This window comes from Aquimarina spongiae, assembly GCF_900141785.1.
Lineage (GTDB): Bacteria > Bacteroidota > Bacteroidia > Flavobacteriales > Flavobacteriaceae > Aquimarina > Aquimarina spongiae.
In genome coordinates this window covers 59,552-77,395 of the sequence record NZ_FQYP01000012.1, presented here as the reverse complement: position 1 = coordinate 77,395, position 17,844 = coordinate 59,552, and the positions used below count along the sequence as shown (strand labels likewise).

Below are 17,844 nucleotides of genomic sequence, written 5' to 3'. Positions count from 1 at the left end.
TATGCTCATTCCTTATTTTTGAGTTTAAACATTCTTGGAGTTTCATTATTAATCCCAGAAATTAAATATTTGTTTCCAGTCTTATTGGACATCCAATTCAGATTTTTGATCTCTCCTTCTACCAAAAAACCGGAAGATGAAATCGGTTTGTAACTTTGTTTTCCTGTACTTAACAAGACAATTCCTCTACTCGCATCTAGTCGGGAATATTGAGGTTTAAAATTATAGTTATTACCTCCTAACACCAGATCCAGAACTCCATCCTCATTAATATCTATAGTTTCTATTGCATTGATACACGATAACTGTGCTACTTGTGGTAAATGTACAAATTCAAAATTGCCCTTACCATCGTTATAAGCGATAAGGCTAGAAAAGGTATTCACTTCTTTAACGATAGTGTTTTCCAGAACTTCTTTCGGAAATAAATCTTTGATTGATTTTTTGGCATATTCTGAAAACTTAATATTCTGTTTTTTCAAGGAGTTGATTTGTGCCGTTATCTCCTTTTTGAGCTGTATAGGAACATCTCTAGAAGCAATATGTTGCGTCACTATTTGTTCTACAGTACCATTGTTATCAAAATCGTTAACATATAACCTCATCGGGTGTTGCTCGGTGGCTTTGTATTTGGCATTGAGACCACGATTCCCCAACACCAAATCAATATCTCCATCATTATCCAAATCTTCTGCTTTAACAGTATTAAACCAACCCGAGATCCTATTTAGGTTATTGTCCTGATACTTTAGTTTTCCTTTGGCGTTCTTAAAAATTTTGGGTGACATCCATTCTCCTACCAAAATCAAATCTTTTAGTTCATCACCGTCCACATCTTTCCAGATCGCCTCTGTGACCATCCCTATTTCTCTGATTTCTGGAGCATGGGTAAGCACTATATCCTTAAAATTACCGTTACCTACATTTTCTAATAATAGACTCTGAGGAGAAACTCCATATACACCTACCACATTTAAGCACCCTACAAACAAATCTATATCACCATCCTGATCATAATCATACGAAGCAATAGTCGATACATTGGCATTGGTAGCAGCAACTATCTTTCCTCGAGAAAAATTCCCCTTCCCATCATTGGTATAAAACCGAACTCCGGTTCTTGCGCCTTTAAAATTTCCTCCAGACCCCAGAACCAAATCCAAATCACCGTCGGCATCAATATCAAGAAATGCCGCAGCTGTATCCTCAAAAACTTCCTCTGTTTCAAAAGAGGACGCTACTACTTTTCCATTATCTTGTTGCAAATACAATCTACCAGATTGTTTGAAGGCTCCTCCAACAAAAACATCTTCATTTCCATCACCATTCACATCACCAATGGCTATAGCGGGACCTTCTCGTGATTGCATTTTATAGATCAATCCTTCATAATCAAAATCTACATAAGGATCTTCCTTATGAGGTTGTAAACCTACGGTAACCTCCTCAAAATAAACTACCTGGTTTTCTGAAAATATTTTATCTCTTTCCTTTCCCACTTCCTGATCAAATTGCAATAATGTATTGACATTAACACTACTGATACTTTGGGTCTGTTGATTAGGAAATATCACCTTGACTGAATCTATGTTATTGATCTTTCCGATTCCAATAGTCATAATATACTCTGTAGAAGATTGAAACCCTCTTGTGGGAACGAGCTCCTGTCTGATAATCTCATAATTTGCATAAATTTCTACGACGCTCCCAATGGCAAAGGTGTTTTTATCTTTACCCTTAATTTGCACTCTCACAAAATTGTTTCCTAACCGCTCGCTTTTATTTTGATATACCGAGACCGGCATATTAAAATTATTTACAATAAGATCCAGATCTCCATCATTATCCAAATCAGCATAAGCAGCACCGTTAGAAAATGTAGGTTCCTCAAAACCCCAAGTTTTAGTAGCATTGTCAAATGTTAAATCTCCATTGTTTTTGAAAGCGTAATTCGAAATTGGAGTAGAAGGCATTCTATTAATGATGGAATCTACCTCTTCTTTTTTGCCGGTAAGAGTCATTTTTTGAATGATATCATTAGCAAAAAAGTTCATAAAATCCTGATCCGTTAAATCGTGATAAATACCATTACTCACATAAATATCCTTATAACCATCATTATCCATATCAAAGAGTAATGCTCCCCAGCTCCAATCGGTTTCTGCTACACCACTGTAAAAGGAAATTTCAGAAAACGAACCATTTCCATTATTGAGCTGCAATGAATTCTGCATGTATTGGTTATAGAAGTCTCTACTTTTCTTGAGTTGATAGATATCATAATTCTCAAAAGATGTGGTCTCTTTGAGCCGTTGATCTTTTTCTGGCAGCATATCAGTAACAAAAATCTCTGGAAGACCATCATTGTTGATATCCGCCATATCTGCCCCCATTGAGGATAGACTTAAGTGTTCAATCCACTTTTTTACTTCTTCCCGAAAAGTGCCATCTCCATTGTTAATATACAGGTAATCCCTCTCATAAAAATCATTAGAAACATAGATATCAGGCAACAAATCTTGATTTACATCCCCGATAGTAACCCCTAACCCAAATCCAATTAGGCTTCCATAAATCCCCGCCTCCTCGCTTACATCGGTAAAAACTCCATTATCATTACGTAATAATTTATCTCCACCTCCTTTAAGGATCTCGGGAATATTCCAGTCTTTTGCCCGTAAATCTCTTTTGTTGGTAAATCCCAAACTACTTACCGGGATAAAACTATTGTTCAAAATGTAAGCATCCAGATCCCCATCTTGATCGTAGTCAAAAAATCCTGCATGTGTTGTAAAACCACTATCGGCTAAATTGTATTCTTCCGCCTTCTCAGTAAACGTAATGATTCCCGAATCTGCCGAAGGTCCATTATTGATAAAAAGTTCATTTTTTTGATCATCTCCTTTTACATTTCCCGCATTGCAAACATAAATATCCAAAAAACCATCGGCATTGATATCTACCATAACTACCCCAGTAGACCATGAGTTCTTACCTGTAGTTTTTGAGGATTTGGAAATGTCTTCGAACTTAAAATTTCCTTTATTGAGATAGAGTTTGTTTTCTCCTTGATTTGCGGTAAGATATACATCTGGTAATCCATCATTATTAATATCTCCGATGGCTACACCTCCTCCATTGAAATAGTTTCTATAGGTGAAAATGTTAAAGTCTTTCTGACTTTCTACGGTATTCCCAAAATGAATATTAGATGTTGCAGCCGTAACTTTGGTAAACAAAGGCTCCTGATCTATTTTGGTTTTGGTGTTTATTTTTTCCTTTTTACAAGAGCCCAAAACCATAGATACTAATAGGCAGCTATATACTATTTTATTCATTGGTTGTTATTTTTATTAATTGAAGGCTATCATTATTGATTCCAAACAAGAGATATTTTTCTTGGTTGACATCGATAGATTGTATAGATCTTATTGCTCCTTTTATATTCAATTTTGGTTTATTCCCAACCTCAAAAGTTCCTTTTTGAGTATTCAATAGTACAGAACCGTAAGAGGCGTCTAACCGACTTAATTGAGTATTTACTTCATATGTATTACCTCCCAGTGCAATATCTGGATATTCATCCTGATTTATATCAAGAACATGCATGGCATGCACCGAAGATATTTGTGCTTCCCATGGTAACTCATGCGCTTCAAAATTGCGATTCCCCTTATTTTCAAAATAAATTGTAGCCAGTGTAAAAACCTGCTTGACTTCAGCTTCTTCAATTGCCGAAGCCGAAAAATAATCTTTGAAATCTGCCTTTGCAAAAGTAGTATACGACAAGAATTTCTTGTTTAGAACTGGAATTTGTTTTGATAGTTCATCTTTGGTTGCTATTGGTGTTTCTTTTCCTTTATAAAAATAGGTAACAATAGGATCTTTTTTTCCGTTTTTATCAAAATCATTCAAATACAAACGCAGTGGCTCTTCAACCGAAGCAGTAAGTCGGGTATTAAGTCCCCAATTACCCGCAATGATATCGACATCCCCATCCTTATCCATATCCTGAACGATTAGGCAATTCCACCAACCATTGGTATGTTTCAGGGAATTGTTCTCTTCTTTTTTGAAATTGCCTTTTCCATCATTCATCAATATCGTAATTGGCATATAATGTCCAACCAAAATCAAGTCTTCAAAATCATCATTATTAAGATCTATAAAAGCCGCATCGGTCACCTGGCCTATGGTAAATAATTCTATAGCAACAGTGGCTGTCTGCTCCTCAAAAACTCCCTTACCATCATTCTTAAAAATATATTGTTTTGGAGTAACTCCATATTTACCAGGAATACTATTACTACCAACAAAGAGATCCAAATCTCCATCATTATCAATATCTGCGGATATTACCACAGATGCATTGATAGTATGATCTACTAATGAATTTTCACTTTTAGTGAAGATGCCCCTATCATTGATATACAAAGCTGGTGGACTTTGATATCCGGAATAGTTTTCGTTTCCTCCAAATACGGTAATTAGATCCTGATCTCCGTCTTGATCTGCATCCAAAAAGCACTGTTGTACATCTTCATATTGTTGGTCAATCTCGAGGGATGGTAACCTACTTTTTATAAAATCTCCGTCTACAGATTGTAAAAAGAGGGAGGTAGATTGTAGTTTTCCTCCAGAAACGACAAAATCCTTGCGTCCATCGCTATTTACATCTGTTATGGCAATATGAGGTCCCTCGTTAGAAAATGCGTATGGCGCCAAAGGCTCTATACTAAAATCCTTGGTTTCAAAATCTTGATGTTTGAATTTGACACCTCCCAAATCGCGCTCTTGTTCTCCTTGAGTTTCACTAATACTTGAATCACTAAGTAGAGTATCATTCTTGTTTATAACTAGTGTTTGATTTGCCATTATCTTTTGAAGAGTAGATCTATTACCCCCTGGCCAATGAACTTGTAAGGAATCTACAGTTGTATTTTGTCCCAGCCCAAAATGCAAAATTGGAGATACTGCCGACAAATAGCCTTTGGTTGTAAAAACTTCGGTATGTTGCATTTTTCCTTCAACAAACAAGATCACTTTGGTTCCTATAGCATCTAAATTATGCTTTGCCCCTTTGAGTTGGATTTTCAAGTAATTATGATTTGTTTTTTCTAAGGAGGTATTAGCATACACAAAAGCAGATTCATTTACATTATTAATCACCATATCCAAATCTCCATCATTATCCAAATCTGCATAAACCGCTCCATTACTGTATGAAGGAGGGTTTTCTGCCCAAACATCAGACGTTTTTTCGAAAGTGAGATCTCCTTTATTCTGATAAAAATAGTTGGAAGTTTTCTTGCTGGGTAGCTCCTTGATCAACGATAGATCTTCTTTGGTCATTCCTTGATTGATCCTTTCTTGGATCTTTTCATTAGCAATAAAACTGATAAAATCCATATCATTGGTTGCTCCCTTGATCCCGTTGGAAATGAAGATGTCTTTGTACCCGTCATTATCATAATCCGCAATAAGCGGAGCCCAACTCCATTCTGTGGCTGCAACTCCAGAAAAAAAAGCGACTTCGCTAAAATTAGCGTCTCCTCGATTTAGTTGCAATGCATTTTGCATATATTGTGGTTGATACCCATTTTTAAGATACTGATTGTAGGTAGTGTAATTGTATTCGGTACCTGAAGATTTATAGGTTTCTAGATTCTCGGGGAGCATATCCAACGATAAAATATCAGGAAGACCATCATTATTAATATCACCGATATCTACACCCATAGAAAAGTGAGAAGTATGCTGAAGTTTCTTTTGGTTTGAAGAAATTATTTCTTTAAAAGTCCCATCCTTCTGATTAATATATAAATAATCATTTTCAAAAAAATCATTCCCTACGTATATATCTGGATAACCATCATTATTGACATCACTAGTTGCTATACCTAAACCATAGCCTATAGCCCCCTGAAAAATACCTGTTTCCTGGGAAACATCGGTAAAAACACCTTGATCATTTCTATACAACCGATCTCCAGAGAGTGAATCTATTTGGTTTCGTTTACTACCTCTTCCGTAAGTTCTATTGGGATGTACAGAATGGTTCAACAAATACATATCCAGGTCTCCATCAAGATCATAATCAAAAAAACTAGCTTGCGTAGAAAACCCAACAATATCCAGGTTATATTTTTTGGCTTCTTCTTCAAAAATTACCTTACCCTCTGGATCAAGTCCTTTATTGACAAATAACTTATTTCTTCCTTTTATCGTTCGGTATTTCCCAACTTTACATAAATAAATATCTTTAAGTCCATCACTATTGATATCCACAATGGTAACCCCTGTAGACCAGCCCTCATTGTCCTCTAGAACTCTTGGAGTCGCTTCTTTAAACTGAAAGTTTTGCCGATTAAGATATAGTTGATTCTTGCCTTGATTAGCAACGAAGTATAGGTCTTCCCAACCATCGTTATTAAAATCCCCTACAGCAACACCCGCTCCATTGTAATAATAAAGATAGGTGAGGATATTCAAATCTTTGGAGTCTTTCAATGTATTCTGAAATGTAATTCCAGTGTCGGCGCTCAACATGTTTTTGAAGAGATAGGACTTTTTCTCCTTCTTACAACAAATCAAGGTAGCGAAGAGAAATACAAGAGTAAGTATACGATATCTAAGGTTATAAATCACTTAAGTTCTTAAAACTATAAAAATACGAATTAGCAGAGCCCCTCAAAACTGAAGGGCTCCGTTTCTAATTCATATAAATTCACTTAAAAATCTAATATCCAGGATTTTGAGGGAATGTTGATAATGCTCCCGCCGGAATTGAGAATAACACTCTTTCTGGTCCGGACTCGAATGATTTTAATTCTTTTGCATTCAAATAGGTACCAAATCTGACCATATCATTACGTCTCCATCCTTCCCACCAAAGCTCTCTACCTCTTTCTGCATAAATATCATCAAGAGATCCTGTGATTGCTGCTTGAGATGCTCTTGCTCTAATAGCGTTCACAATAGATTCTGCCGTATCTCCACCTGTTGGTGTTCCTCCTCTTGCTATTGCCTCTGCTTTCATTAATAACGCATCAGAGTATCTTGCTAATACATAGTCATTATCAGGACTACCAATATTATCATAGTCTGGCTTATACTTTACTCCACGAACACCAGCTGTTTCTAATGTACTTCCTTCGGTAAGTAGAGAAATCTCTTTGGTAAATACCAGAGGGTTTCCATTTCTATCCTCTAGCGCTGTTCCTACGCCTGGTCCTCCAGGGCCATATTGCTGCCCAATCTGGAATCCTAAATTATACCCACTATTAGTTAATGCATCAGCATCTGGGTTGTTGATCCTGATATCATTTGGATCAAATCGATCGTAGTACTCTGCCAGGGTAGTAAAACCATTCCACCCATCAGGGCTTTGGTTATAGTGGTTCCCCATTCTCCATCTGGATTGTACATTTCCACCATCTCCACCTTGTATATTTCTAGATGCAAAAACGATTTCAGGAGAAATTTCAGAGTTATTAGGAACAAAATTATCCCAATAATCTGTTGCCAAAGTATTGGTCATTGCATCTACATTTTGAATAACCGCATTCATATCACCAGCATCAAAAGTGTAAGGACCAGCTGGATTATCAGCCATAAATACCGCTTTGTTTAAATATAGCTTTGCCAGTAAAAACCGTGCTGCATCTTTGTTAGCTACTGTAGGATCCATACGATCCGGCAAATCGTTGATAATACTTTCTAATTCATCGATTACAAACTGCGTTCCTTCTGCTCTTTCAAAAAATGTAGGTTCCTGGGTAAGTGGACTCCCTAACTCTCTAAACGGCATAATCCCGAACATATCTAACACAAAATAGTAATGGTATGACCGAATCAATCTGGCCTCGGCAGCTTGTTGAGGAGATGGGTTATTTTCTAATACTTGATTTGCATTAAAAACTCCAGATAAAATATCATTCCATGAATCTCTAATAAATCCATTCAAAGGGTTCCAGGTATGTACGTGTAATTGTCTCCACACCCCATTATCATCCCAGTCACCTCCTCGTGTAGGCCCCACTATAGCATCAGATGTATGTTCTGAAACGATATGTGATCTTGCCTGGTCCTGATACGTTCGTAAGCCCTGGTAGGCTGTCTGCAATTGGGATTCTACCGGAATAGAACTCCCACTTCCATCATTTGTGATCTCGACACCGTCCAAAATCTCGGCATCCAAATCCGTACAGCTACATATCATACCTGCCGATATAATCATAGCTATAAATAACAACTTTCTATTTTTCATGACAATCATTTTTTAAAAAGAAACACTTAAACCTAAACTAAAGTTAGTCGACCTAGGGTAGGATAAATAATCTACCCCAAATTGAGAAACTCTTCCAAATGCAGTAGCTGCATCAACTTCTGGATCAAACCCGGAATAGCTTGTAATTACGAATAAGTTAGAGCCCGTTGCGTAGATTCTAGCTGATTTCAATTTCAAGGTTTCCAGTATTGCATCATTAAAATTGTATCCTATAGTTACGTTAGACAATCTTAAAAAATCCCCTTTCTCCAAAAATCGAGTAGATGCTGCCAATGGATCACCTACTGCCTGATCTGTGTTAGCAATATCTCCAGGAACGTTATTCCCTGCGTTAAAAACTCCTCTAGAGAAAAGCGCATTGGTTGTATTGTTATAAATATAATTTCCTGCTACCCCGTACCATGTGGTATTAAAATCCCAATTTTTGTAAGAAAGATTAGTACTAAAACCAAAATTTACTGTGGGTAATGGTTGTGCATCAATAAGGACAGGTACTGCTGTACCATCTGATACCGGAGTACCATCTGGCCCTGTATATAAACTTACTCCATTCTCATCAAAACCTCTAAAATCTAACAAGAAATAATTATATAAATCCTCTCCTGTAGCGATCACCTGAGTAAAGGCTCCTGATAATCCCTGACCGTTTACAAAACCGGTTGGCTCAAAAATTCCTGGGATATTTACTTCGTTTCCTAAGAATGCGGCATTTGCACTAATATCAAAACTCAAGTTTTCACTTTGATACACGTTATAATTCAAAGAAAGTTCAAGACCCGAATTATCTAGAGTACCATCAAGATTAATAAACTGTCGTACACTTGGTCCTGGTTGGTTAGCCTCGAGTGTTTTGATGAATAATAAATTTTCAGTTTCTCGAGTAAAATAATCTATCGAACCTGATAATTTATCTGAAAAAGCAGAGAAATCAACACCAATTCCAAAAGAAGTAGTTTCCTCCCATTTAAGATCTGGATTTGCTGCGGTTACCGTTGCAAAACCACCGTTTCCTGTAAATTCTCCGATCTCTACAGCCGAATTTACCGGGAATTCCTGGTTACCGGTGATACCCCAGCTACCTCTTACTTTCAGGTTATTCAACAATCCTTCTTCTCCTTCAAATACTTTATATCCTAAACCAACTGAAGGGAAAAATCCATATTGCTCGTTTTCACCAAATTTACTGGATCCATCAACCCTAAAGGTTGCCGTATATAATAATCGTTTATAATCTCCATTAATTCTACCAAAGAACGACTGAACGTCATAGGAATTTCTGAATACTTCATTAAACCTATTTCCATCATCGGGATCATCAATTCTAATTTCTGTTTGCACAGCTCCTTCTAAGTTATTGATCAAATCTGTCTGACTCTCAACAAAACCTCTAGCGATAACAGAGTTTCCATCGAAATTATAATCGTAAAAAGAATATCCCAGTATGGCGTTAAAATTCAAATCGTTCCAAAACGTATTTCTGTAGGTAAGTGTGTTTTCAAAAATTCTTGAGAACGAATTTGTTGTACTCACATCTGCTCTACCTAATCTTTCTTCTCCCGAATCAGGATCTGTAACCGCTAAGTCCTGAAAGTCGAACGTTGGTAATAATTGACTTTTACGTTCAGAAGTGGTACGATCAACACCAAATAAGAATTTGTATTCGAGATGCTGCCCTAATTTTAAGGTAGCAGAAACATTTCCTAAGATTCGTAAAGTGTTTGTAAAATCTTTATAGGAATCCAATAGTTCTTGGGGATTCAAATTAGATTGGTTATCTACAAACGTATAACTCCCATCTGGCTGAAAAAGTGGTCTAGTTGGATTCCAACGCAAGGCTGCAGAAAATAGATCTCCTGTAAATCCAGCATCACTAGCAAAAGCTTCAGCTTCATCTTTAAGTGAAGTTACTAAGGCATTAACATCGATAGTAAGCTTATCATCGTAATATTTGGTATTAGAATTAAATGATACTGTGTACTTGTCTAAGCCTGTATCTTTAACAATACCTTCTTGAGATGTGGCACCCAAAGAAAGACGATAACTAGATCTTTCGGAATTTTGTGAAATAGAAATATCGTTATTTACTTGGATGGCATCCCTTAGAATCACATCTGTCCAATCGTATGATCTACCTCCCAAATCGTTCACAGTAATGTTCGGATCGTTTTGTGCTGTAGAAACAAATGCCTCTGGACTTAATAAATCGATATCTCTAGCCAATGTACTTACTCCAAAAGAAGTATTAAAAGTAATCGAAGGTTCTATACTTCTACCTTTTTTTGTAGTAATCAAAATAACACCATTAGCACCTCTAGATCCGTAGATTGCAGTTGCAGAAGCATCTTTCAAGATGTTTATACTTTGGATATCATTCTGATTGATAAAGTTTAATGGGTTTCTTGGTGCTGTTCTACCAAAAGGACTGGCACCTCCAGCACTTACGTTTCCACCATCAATAGGCACCCCATCGATTACAATCAAAGGATTATTCCCAGATCGAAGAGATGCACTACCACGTACCCGAATATTTACTCCGGCACCTGGCTCACCACTTGCAGTCGTTACCTGCACCCCAGATACCTTACCTCTGAGGAGCTGAGCTGGAGAGGCTGCCGCCACTTCTTTAAATTTCTCCGCCTGGATAGCATCTATGGCACCTGTTGCGTCACTTTTTCGTACACTACCATATCCAACCACCACTACTTCATCTAATTCTGCCGCATTTTCAGACATGGTAACATTTATTGTAGTTTGTCCGTTAACAGCAACTTCCTGAGTTCGGAAACCAATGTAACTAAAGACTATAATTGCATCTTCGGCAACATTGTCGATAGTATATTTACCGTCAAAATCGGTACTGGCCCCCTGGTTAGTACCTTTAACGATAACATTAATTCCCGGAATTGGTCCATTGGCATCTGAAACCACCCCAGAAACTGTAATTTGTGCAGACATCATACCCCCGGATAAAAAAATCAGCAGAAATATGAGCCTTTTAAGTATCATACTTTTCATAATATAGAGTTTGATTTAAATTTGAAAGTTCCTAATAATTGATTTATGGTTAATATTACTATTTCTAAATAAGTTAAAGTAACAAGGGAGGCATCGTAGCCTCATTACCACATTCTGACTGATTTCTGCAATTATACTGTCTAGGACACTATTAAGTTACAAAAAATATTGATGCCTCCATTGTTACACCTTCAAGAAGTTCTCAATACTGAGACCTCTTCGCTAACAAACAAAAACTAATTTCACTTTCTACAGTATAGGTGTCTGTTTTTAGTTCATTTCCAAAACCACTCCCTGATAAGGTTTCAGTGTCATTTGGTTATTTTCTATATTTAAATTTTCGTAATTACTAATCAATATTTCTGAAGCAACATCGCTTGTATCGAATTTAAATTCAATCTCCTCTTCACTAAAATTAAGTGCTACCAGAATTTCTTCATTTTCTCTTTTCTTTTTATAAGCATAGATATTGGGGTTGTTGAATTCCAGTTCTTCAAAATCCCCATGAACAAATACATCGTATTGTTTTCTTGTCTTTAATACTTTTCGATAAAAATTTAATATTGAATCTTTATCCTTGTCTTGTTTTTCTACATTAATCACGGCATAATTTGGATTCGCCTTTAGCCATGGTGTATGTGCAGAAAACCCTCCGTTTATTTCATCACTCCATTGTATTGGTGTTCTAGCATTATCTCTTCCTTCTCGGTTGATCATTTCCAAAGCATCTCGGTTAGAATACCGTTTTGTCTCCAGATTTTCATTGTAAAAATTCAAAGACTGCACATCTCTCACATCTTCTACAGATTCTAAAACGATATTGGTCATCCCTATTTCATCACCTTGATAAATGTTTAAACTACCATTTTGAGTGGCTTGCATGAGGAGCAACATCTTGGCCGATTCTGACCAATACGAGGTATCGTTTCCAAAACGAGATACCATTCGTGCAAAATCATGATTGCCCATTGCGTTTGCTAACCAACCTTTTTCGTGAACCGCTTCTCTCCATTTTTTAAAGATGTTCTTCAGGTTAACCAAGTTAAATACTGAAGATTCTTCAAACTTGCCGTTTACTATGGTACATTCTAAAACATCAAAATGATATAGCATATCCAGCTCTTTTCTATCCTTATTGATATACAATCCGGCATTTTCATGATTGATTCCAACTCCTTCGGCTAATGAAAATGCATCATATTGACTGACCACATTTGTATTCATCTCTTTCAAGTATTCATGCACTCTAGGTCCATTCGCATATACCTCCTCAATTATTTTTCTGAATCCTTTCTTCGGTGCATCAGGATACCCTTCTCTTTTTGATATTAGCGGAATCACATCCATTCTGAAACCATCTACACCTTTGTCCAACCAAAATCGCATTGCATTATAAATCTCTTCTCGCACCTTGGGATTCTCCCAATTCAGATCCGGTTGTTTTTTGGTAAACAAATGCAAGTAATACTCTCCGGATAAAGGATCTAACTCCCATGCACTTCCTCCAAAAAATGACTTCCAGTTGTTGGGTGGACCACCGTTGGCAGCAGGTTTTCTCCAATGAAAATAATCTCTATAAGGGTTGTCTTTCGACTTTTTTGCTTCCTGAAACCAACGGTGCTCGTCGGAACAGTGATTGGCCACCAAATCTAAAATCAATCGCATTCCGCGATGATGCGTTTGTTTCAATAGTTCGTCAAAATCTTCCATCGTCCCAAATTCAGACATGATATCACAATAATCACTGATATCGTAACCATTATCATCATTGGGAGACTTAAAAATTGGACTTAACCATAAAATGTCGACTTCTAAACTTTTTAAATAATCCAGTTTTTCTATAATTCCTCTTAGATCTCCTATCCCATCATTGTTGCTATCGTTAAAACTCCTGGGATAGATTTGATATATAGTTCCTTTTTTGAACCAAGTAAGCTCCATGCAATTCGGTTTTAAGATTGTAAAATCGTTGGTTTCAAAATATTTGATTTTCCTACTGCATTTTAAACAATGTTTAATTCGAACTAAGCATTATTTATCCTAAATTAGCATAGCCGCATGGCACCTTGAGCATGAAGTATTTTGGGGAAAGTTGATTAAAAAAATGACTTTTTTTAGTAGGTATTATTATGAATTGCTCAAAAAATCATAACGACTAATACAAATTACTAAACAATTCATATAACTGAGAAACAATCGATAGGTTTAAAAAAATGCAAACGTTTGTATTATCATATTTTTAGCGAAATTGATGTTTTAATAACAATTTTTTAACGTAATTTTAGATAAATTTGAAAAAAAGACGGGTAAAACTTGAGGATATCGCTAGGAAGCTTAATATTTCTATAGCTACGGTTTCTAGAGCCCTGGACAAAAATCCCAGAGTAAAACCGAGTACCCGTGAGAAGGTTTTCAAAACCGCAGAGGCCATGGGCTATATGCCCAATCAGATTGCAAAAAGTCTCAGTTCTGGTAAAACCAACATCATAGGAGTCATCATACCCAGATATGACGAACCTTTTTTTATTGAAGTTTGTCGTGGTATTGATCATTATGCCCGAGAACACAACTATAAAATCCTTATTAGTTCTTCCAGAAACTCTTTTGAATTTGAAAGAGAAAATCTTATTTCCTACGAGAGAGGTATTGTAGATGGTATTATTCTATCTCCTACTCATGAAACCGAAACATTTACCCATATCAGAAGTATCATTGGCAAAGGTATTCCTGTTGTCTTATTTGACAATATCAAGGAAGAAGTTTCTGGAGCCGATCATGTTCTAATTGAAGACGATAAAGCTTCTTATGAAGCAGTAGAACATTTAATCAAAACTGGTAGAAAACGAATCGCTTTTGTTGGAGGTATTAAGGAGAAAAAGGTTTTTCAGGATCGTTTCAAGGGGTATTTAGACGCCATGCAAGCAAATCAAATTGAAGTTCTTGACGAATTGATTCTACATTGTAAATCTTTGGATAGAGAATTTGAAGATACAGAAATCAACGAGTTCTTAAGTAACTTACCAGAGTTTCCGGATGCCATTTTTACCTGTACCGATAATTATGGTTTACTCACCATGAAAACATTGCTGAAAATGGGATATCGTATCCCCGATGATGTTGCAGTGATTGGCTTTGGGGATTTAGGATTAGGTGAAGTTTTTGTACCATCAATGACTTGTATTGCGCAGCCCAGCTTTGAAATGGGACAAAAGGTAGCCGAGTTACTTATTCAGCAATTTAATGAACCCGTAGACAAAAATCATCGTAAAAAGGTGGTGAAATTAAAAACCGAATTGGTTTTGAGGGATAGTACATAAATCCATATATTTAACTACCACAATACGCTAATAAACAATACTAACATAGTTCTAAAGTAGGGATTAATGCTATTAAAACACCTTAAATAGCACATCACTATTAACTTAAATTGTTTATTGTTATGATCACACAAAAAGTCAAAGGATTACTAGCATTTCTATTTCTCATCATTTTAAGTACCGCTGTTGTTTCTCAAGAAAATGGATGGTCAATTTCTACTACGAATCAACAAAATTATACCGGAATCGTAGCCGCCAACGGTAGAATCGGAATCCTTCCTTCTTCCAACATTTTCAAAACAAAACAGATTATCCTTAATAACGTTTACGACAAAGAATCTCCGCTTGGAGTTAGTAGAATTTTACAAGGGATGAACTTTGGAAATTTAGAGGTAGAAATCAACGGACAACTACTTGATAACAGTGTTATTGATAATTGGACCCAAACACTACACATGAAAGAAGCTCGTTTTACAACCTCTTTCACCTATAAAAACCTAGCCACCATTTCGTATAGCATCTATGCTCTTCAGAATGTTCCCTATGCTGGATATATTGATGTTGAGATACAGGCCTCAGAAGATATTGACCTAAAAGTAACTGGAAAAATCCAAACTCCAGAAGAGTACAACTCACCAAATAGTACTTTTCGGATTCTGAAAGATCTTGAAACCACCATGCCCATACTACAAACTGTAGCAAAAAGTAGACTAAACCGACATACCGTAGCCTCTTCTGGAACCTTTATTTGGCATGCGATCAACTCTACAAGAGAGCACCAGCGACCAAAATTAATTCATCAAAAAGTATCTGAATACGACAACAGATTATCGTTTGAAAAGAAAATAACAAAAGGAGAAAACTACCAATTTGCCTGGACTGGTGCACAATGTACGACGCAAGATTTTTATGACCCACAAACCGAAAGTGAGCGTTTTGTAATTTTTAATCTACTTACTCCACAAAAAGATCTATTGGCACAACACAAAAACCGCTGGAAAGATCTATGGAAAGGAGACATTATTATTGAAGGTGACCTGCAATCGCAACTCGATGTGCGTTTGGCCTTATACCATCTATATGCATTCTCTAGAGAAGATTCTAATCTGAGTATTGCTCCAATGGGGTTAAGCTCACAAAACTATAACGGTCATATTTTTTGGGACACCGAATTATGGATGTATCCACCATTGCTGGTTCTAAACCAGGGAATCGCAAGATCATTAGTAAATTATCGCTCGGACCGCCTGGAAATTGCCAAGAAAAAAGCCATTAATTTTGGATATAAAGGTGCCATGTTTCCTTGGGAAAGTGATGATACAGGAGAAGAAGCGACTCCGGCATGGGCACTTACCGGTACTTTTGAACATCATATAACTGCAGATGTAGGCATTGCTTTCTGGAACTATTATCGCGTTACTAAAGATAAAACTTGGTTAAAAGAACGTGGATATCCATTACTTAAAGAAGTTGCTGATTATTGGGTAAGTCGATCTTCGCCTAATGCAGATGGCTCATACACCATCAAAAATGTAGTAGGTGCAAATGAATTCGCTCCAAACGTAGATGATAACGCATTTACCAATGGATCTGCCATCACCTGCTTACAATATGCTCAAAAAGCCTCAACCAAATTGGGTTTGGCTTCAAATCCAGAATGGAGCAAGGTTGCAAAGAACATAGTGATCCATAAATTTGAAGATGGTACAACCAAAGAACACAGCACTTATGATGGAGATCGTATCAAACAGGCAGACGTTAACCTACTGTCATATCCATTGGATATTATCAGTGATAAAGCAACCATCCTTAAAGATTTAAAATATTACGAACCCAAGCTTGCAGAAGAAGGACCAGCAATGGCGCAAAGTGTATTTGCGGTTATCTATGCTCGTTTGGGCGACGCCGATAATGCATTTCGATTGTTTAAACGAAGCTACGAACCCAACAAAAGACCTCCGTTTGGTGCTTTGGCCGAAGCTGCAACTAGCAACAATCCTTACTTTGCCACGGGTGCCGGAGGAATGTTACAAACTGTCATTTTTGGGTTTGGAGGACTTCATTTGACCGACGAAGGAATCATTCAGAAAAATCCAATTTTACCAAAACAGTGGAAAAAACTGACACTTACTGGTGTTGGACCTGATAAGAAAACTTATGTTATTGACTAAATCTAACTTTATTTGGTAGATTCTCTTACGATTAAAGAAGTTTTCACAATCTCGGTAGCGGTTTTATAATTTTCATCATAATCATCCACGAGATGGCCCAGTAAAATTTCAGCGGCTTTTGCTCCCAAATCCTCTGCATGCTGAGATACTGTAGTCAACTTGGGATACGAATGCTTAGACAATAATCCGTCTGTAAATCCAATCACAGAAATATCTTGAGGAATTTTATAACCTAACTTATGAGATATATTTATAGTAATAGCTGCAGCGGTTTCATCAAGACCTAATACAGCATCAAGATCGTTCTCTTTCAGAAACTTCTCAATTTCATTTTCTATGGCATTAGATTCTTTTTCCACTAAATCTATTATCGTGTCTTTTACTTCAAGATTTATCAATGAAACATCTTTATTAGCCTCTGCAGCTTCTCTAGCTCCTTCTAATCTCAATTTAGCAACACTAATATCTCCAATAGTAGTAACTATGGCAATTCGTTTGCATCCTGTATCGATAAGGTATTGCATCGCATTTTTGGAAGCTACTTTGTCGTCTACAATCACTTTATCACAATCAATTTCATCACTTACTCGATCAAACATTACCACTGGAACATTTTCTCTTTTCAATACCTTAAAATGGTCTAATTCGTTAAGCACTTGGGTTTCCTGACTCAATGCCACGATAAAGCCATCAACACTACTATAGTTGAGCATCTCTACATATTCTACTTCTTTTTGGTAGGATTCGTTGGTAATGCAGGTCACTATTTTATATCCATTTTTGGCGGCCTCTTTTTCTATTCCGAAAAGTGCTTTTGCAAAAAAGTGGTTAAGTATTTCTGGTAAAATTACCCCTATGGTTTTGGTTTTGTTACTTTTTAAACTAACGGCTAATGCATTGGGTTTATAATTGTAAAAACTTGCTAATTCGTGAACCCTATTGATTGTTTTTTGACTGATTTCGGGATCATTCTTTAAAGATTTCGAAACTGTGGATATCGATAAATTTAATTCTCGAGCAAGTTGTTTTAAAGTAACCTTTTTCCTCATGA

Annotated in this window: 8 protein-coding genes; 2 read left to right on the top strand and 6 right to left on the bottom strand. The window is 36.6% G+C overall.

Going from position 1 to position 17,844, the window contains the following annotated elements; all coding sequences use genetic code 11:
- Positions 1–5: 5 nt before the first annotated feature.
- The 5 genes from BUE24_RS21920 to BUE24_RS21900 form a co-directional block, all read right to left on the bottom strand.
- On the bottom strand, positions 6–3,338 hold the full coding sequence (locus BUE24_RS21920) for a VCBS repeat-containing protein (protein WP_073321337.1): 3,333 nt from the start codon (positions 3,336–3,338) through the stop codon (positions 6–8).
- On the bottom strand, positions 3,331–6,549 hold the full coding sequence (locus BUE24_RS21915; RefSeq protein WP_084549655.1) for a VCBS repeat-containing protein: 3,219 nt from the start codon (positions 6,547–6,549) through the stop codon (positions 3,331–3,333). The genes BUE24_RS21920 and BUE24_RS21915 overlap by 8 nt, the downstream gene beginning before the upstream one ends.
- Before the next feature lie 190 nt (positions 6,550–6,739).
- The gene (locus BUE24_RS21910) at positions 6,740–8,269 is read right to left on the bottom strand and encodes a RagB/SusD family nutrient uptake outer membrane protein (protein ID WP_073321334.1); all 1,530 of its coding nucleotides are present in this window, start codon (positions 8,267–8,269) and stop codon (positions 6,740–6,742) included.
- Between the two features lie 12 nt (positions 8,270–8,281).
- Positions 8,282–11,305 carry a SusC/RagA family TonB-linked outer membrane protein gene (locus BUE24_RS21905; protein WP_073321331.1) on the bottom strand — a complete coding sequence of 1,008 codons (3,024 nt, stop codon included), beginning with the start codon at positions 11,303–11,305 and terminating at the stop codon, positions 8,282–8,284.
- Between the two features lie 270 nt (positions 11,306–11,575).
- Entirely contained in the window at positions 11,576–13,246 is a 1,671-nt protein-coding gene (locus BUE24_RS21900) for a glycoside hydrolase family 13 protein (protein ID WP_073321328.1), read from the bottom strand.
- A 350-nt stretch (positions 13,247–13,596) separates the two neighbouring features.
- Here BUE24_RS21900 and BUE24_RS21895 point away from each other — a divergent pair, with 350 nt between their 5' ends.
- Together BUE24_RS21895 and BUE24_RS21890 are read left to right on the top strand one after the other, a co-directional pair.
- A complete protein-coding gene (locus BUE24_RS21895) occupies positions 13,597–14,622 on the top strand; it encodes a LacI family DNA-binding transcriptional regulator (RefSeq protein ID WP_084549654.1) in 1,026 nt (341 codons plus the stop codon).
- A gap of 122 nt (positions 14,623–14,744) precedes the next feature.
- The gene (locus tag BUE24_RS21890) at positions 14,745–16,793 is read left to right on the top strand and encodes a kojibiose hydrolase (RefSeq protein WP_073321323.1); all 2,049 of its coding nucleotides are present in this window, start codon (positions 14,745–14,747) and stop codon (positions 16,791–16,793) included.
- 8 nt (positions 16,794–16,801) lie between these two features.
- Here BUE24_RS21890 and BUE24_RS21885 read toward each other — a convergent pair whose 3' ends face one another.
- Positions 16,802–17,842, bottom strand: a complete 1,041-nt coding sequence (locus tag BUE24_RS21885; protein ID WP_073321320.1) for a LacI family DNA-binding transcriptional regulator — start codon at positions 17,840–17,842, stop codon at positions 16,802–16,804.
- Positions 17,843–17,844 lie beyond the last annotated feature (2 nt).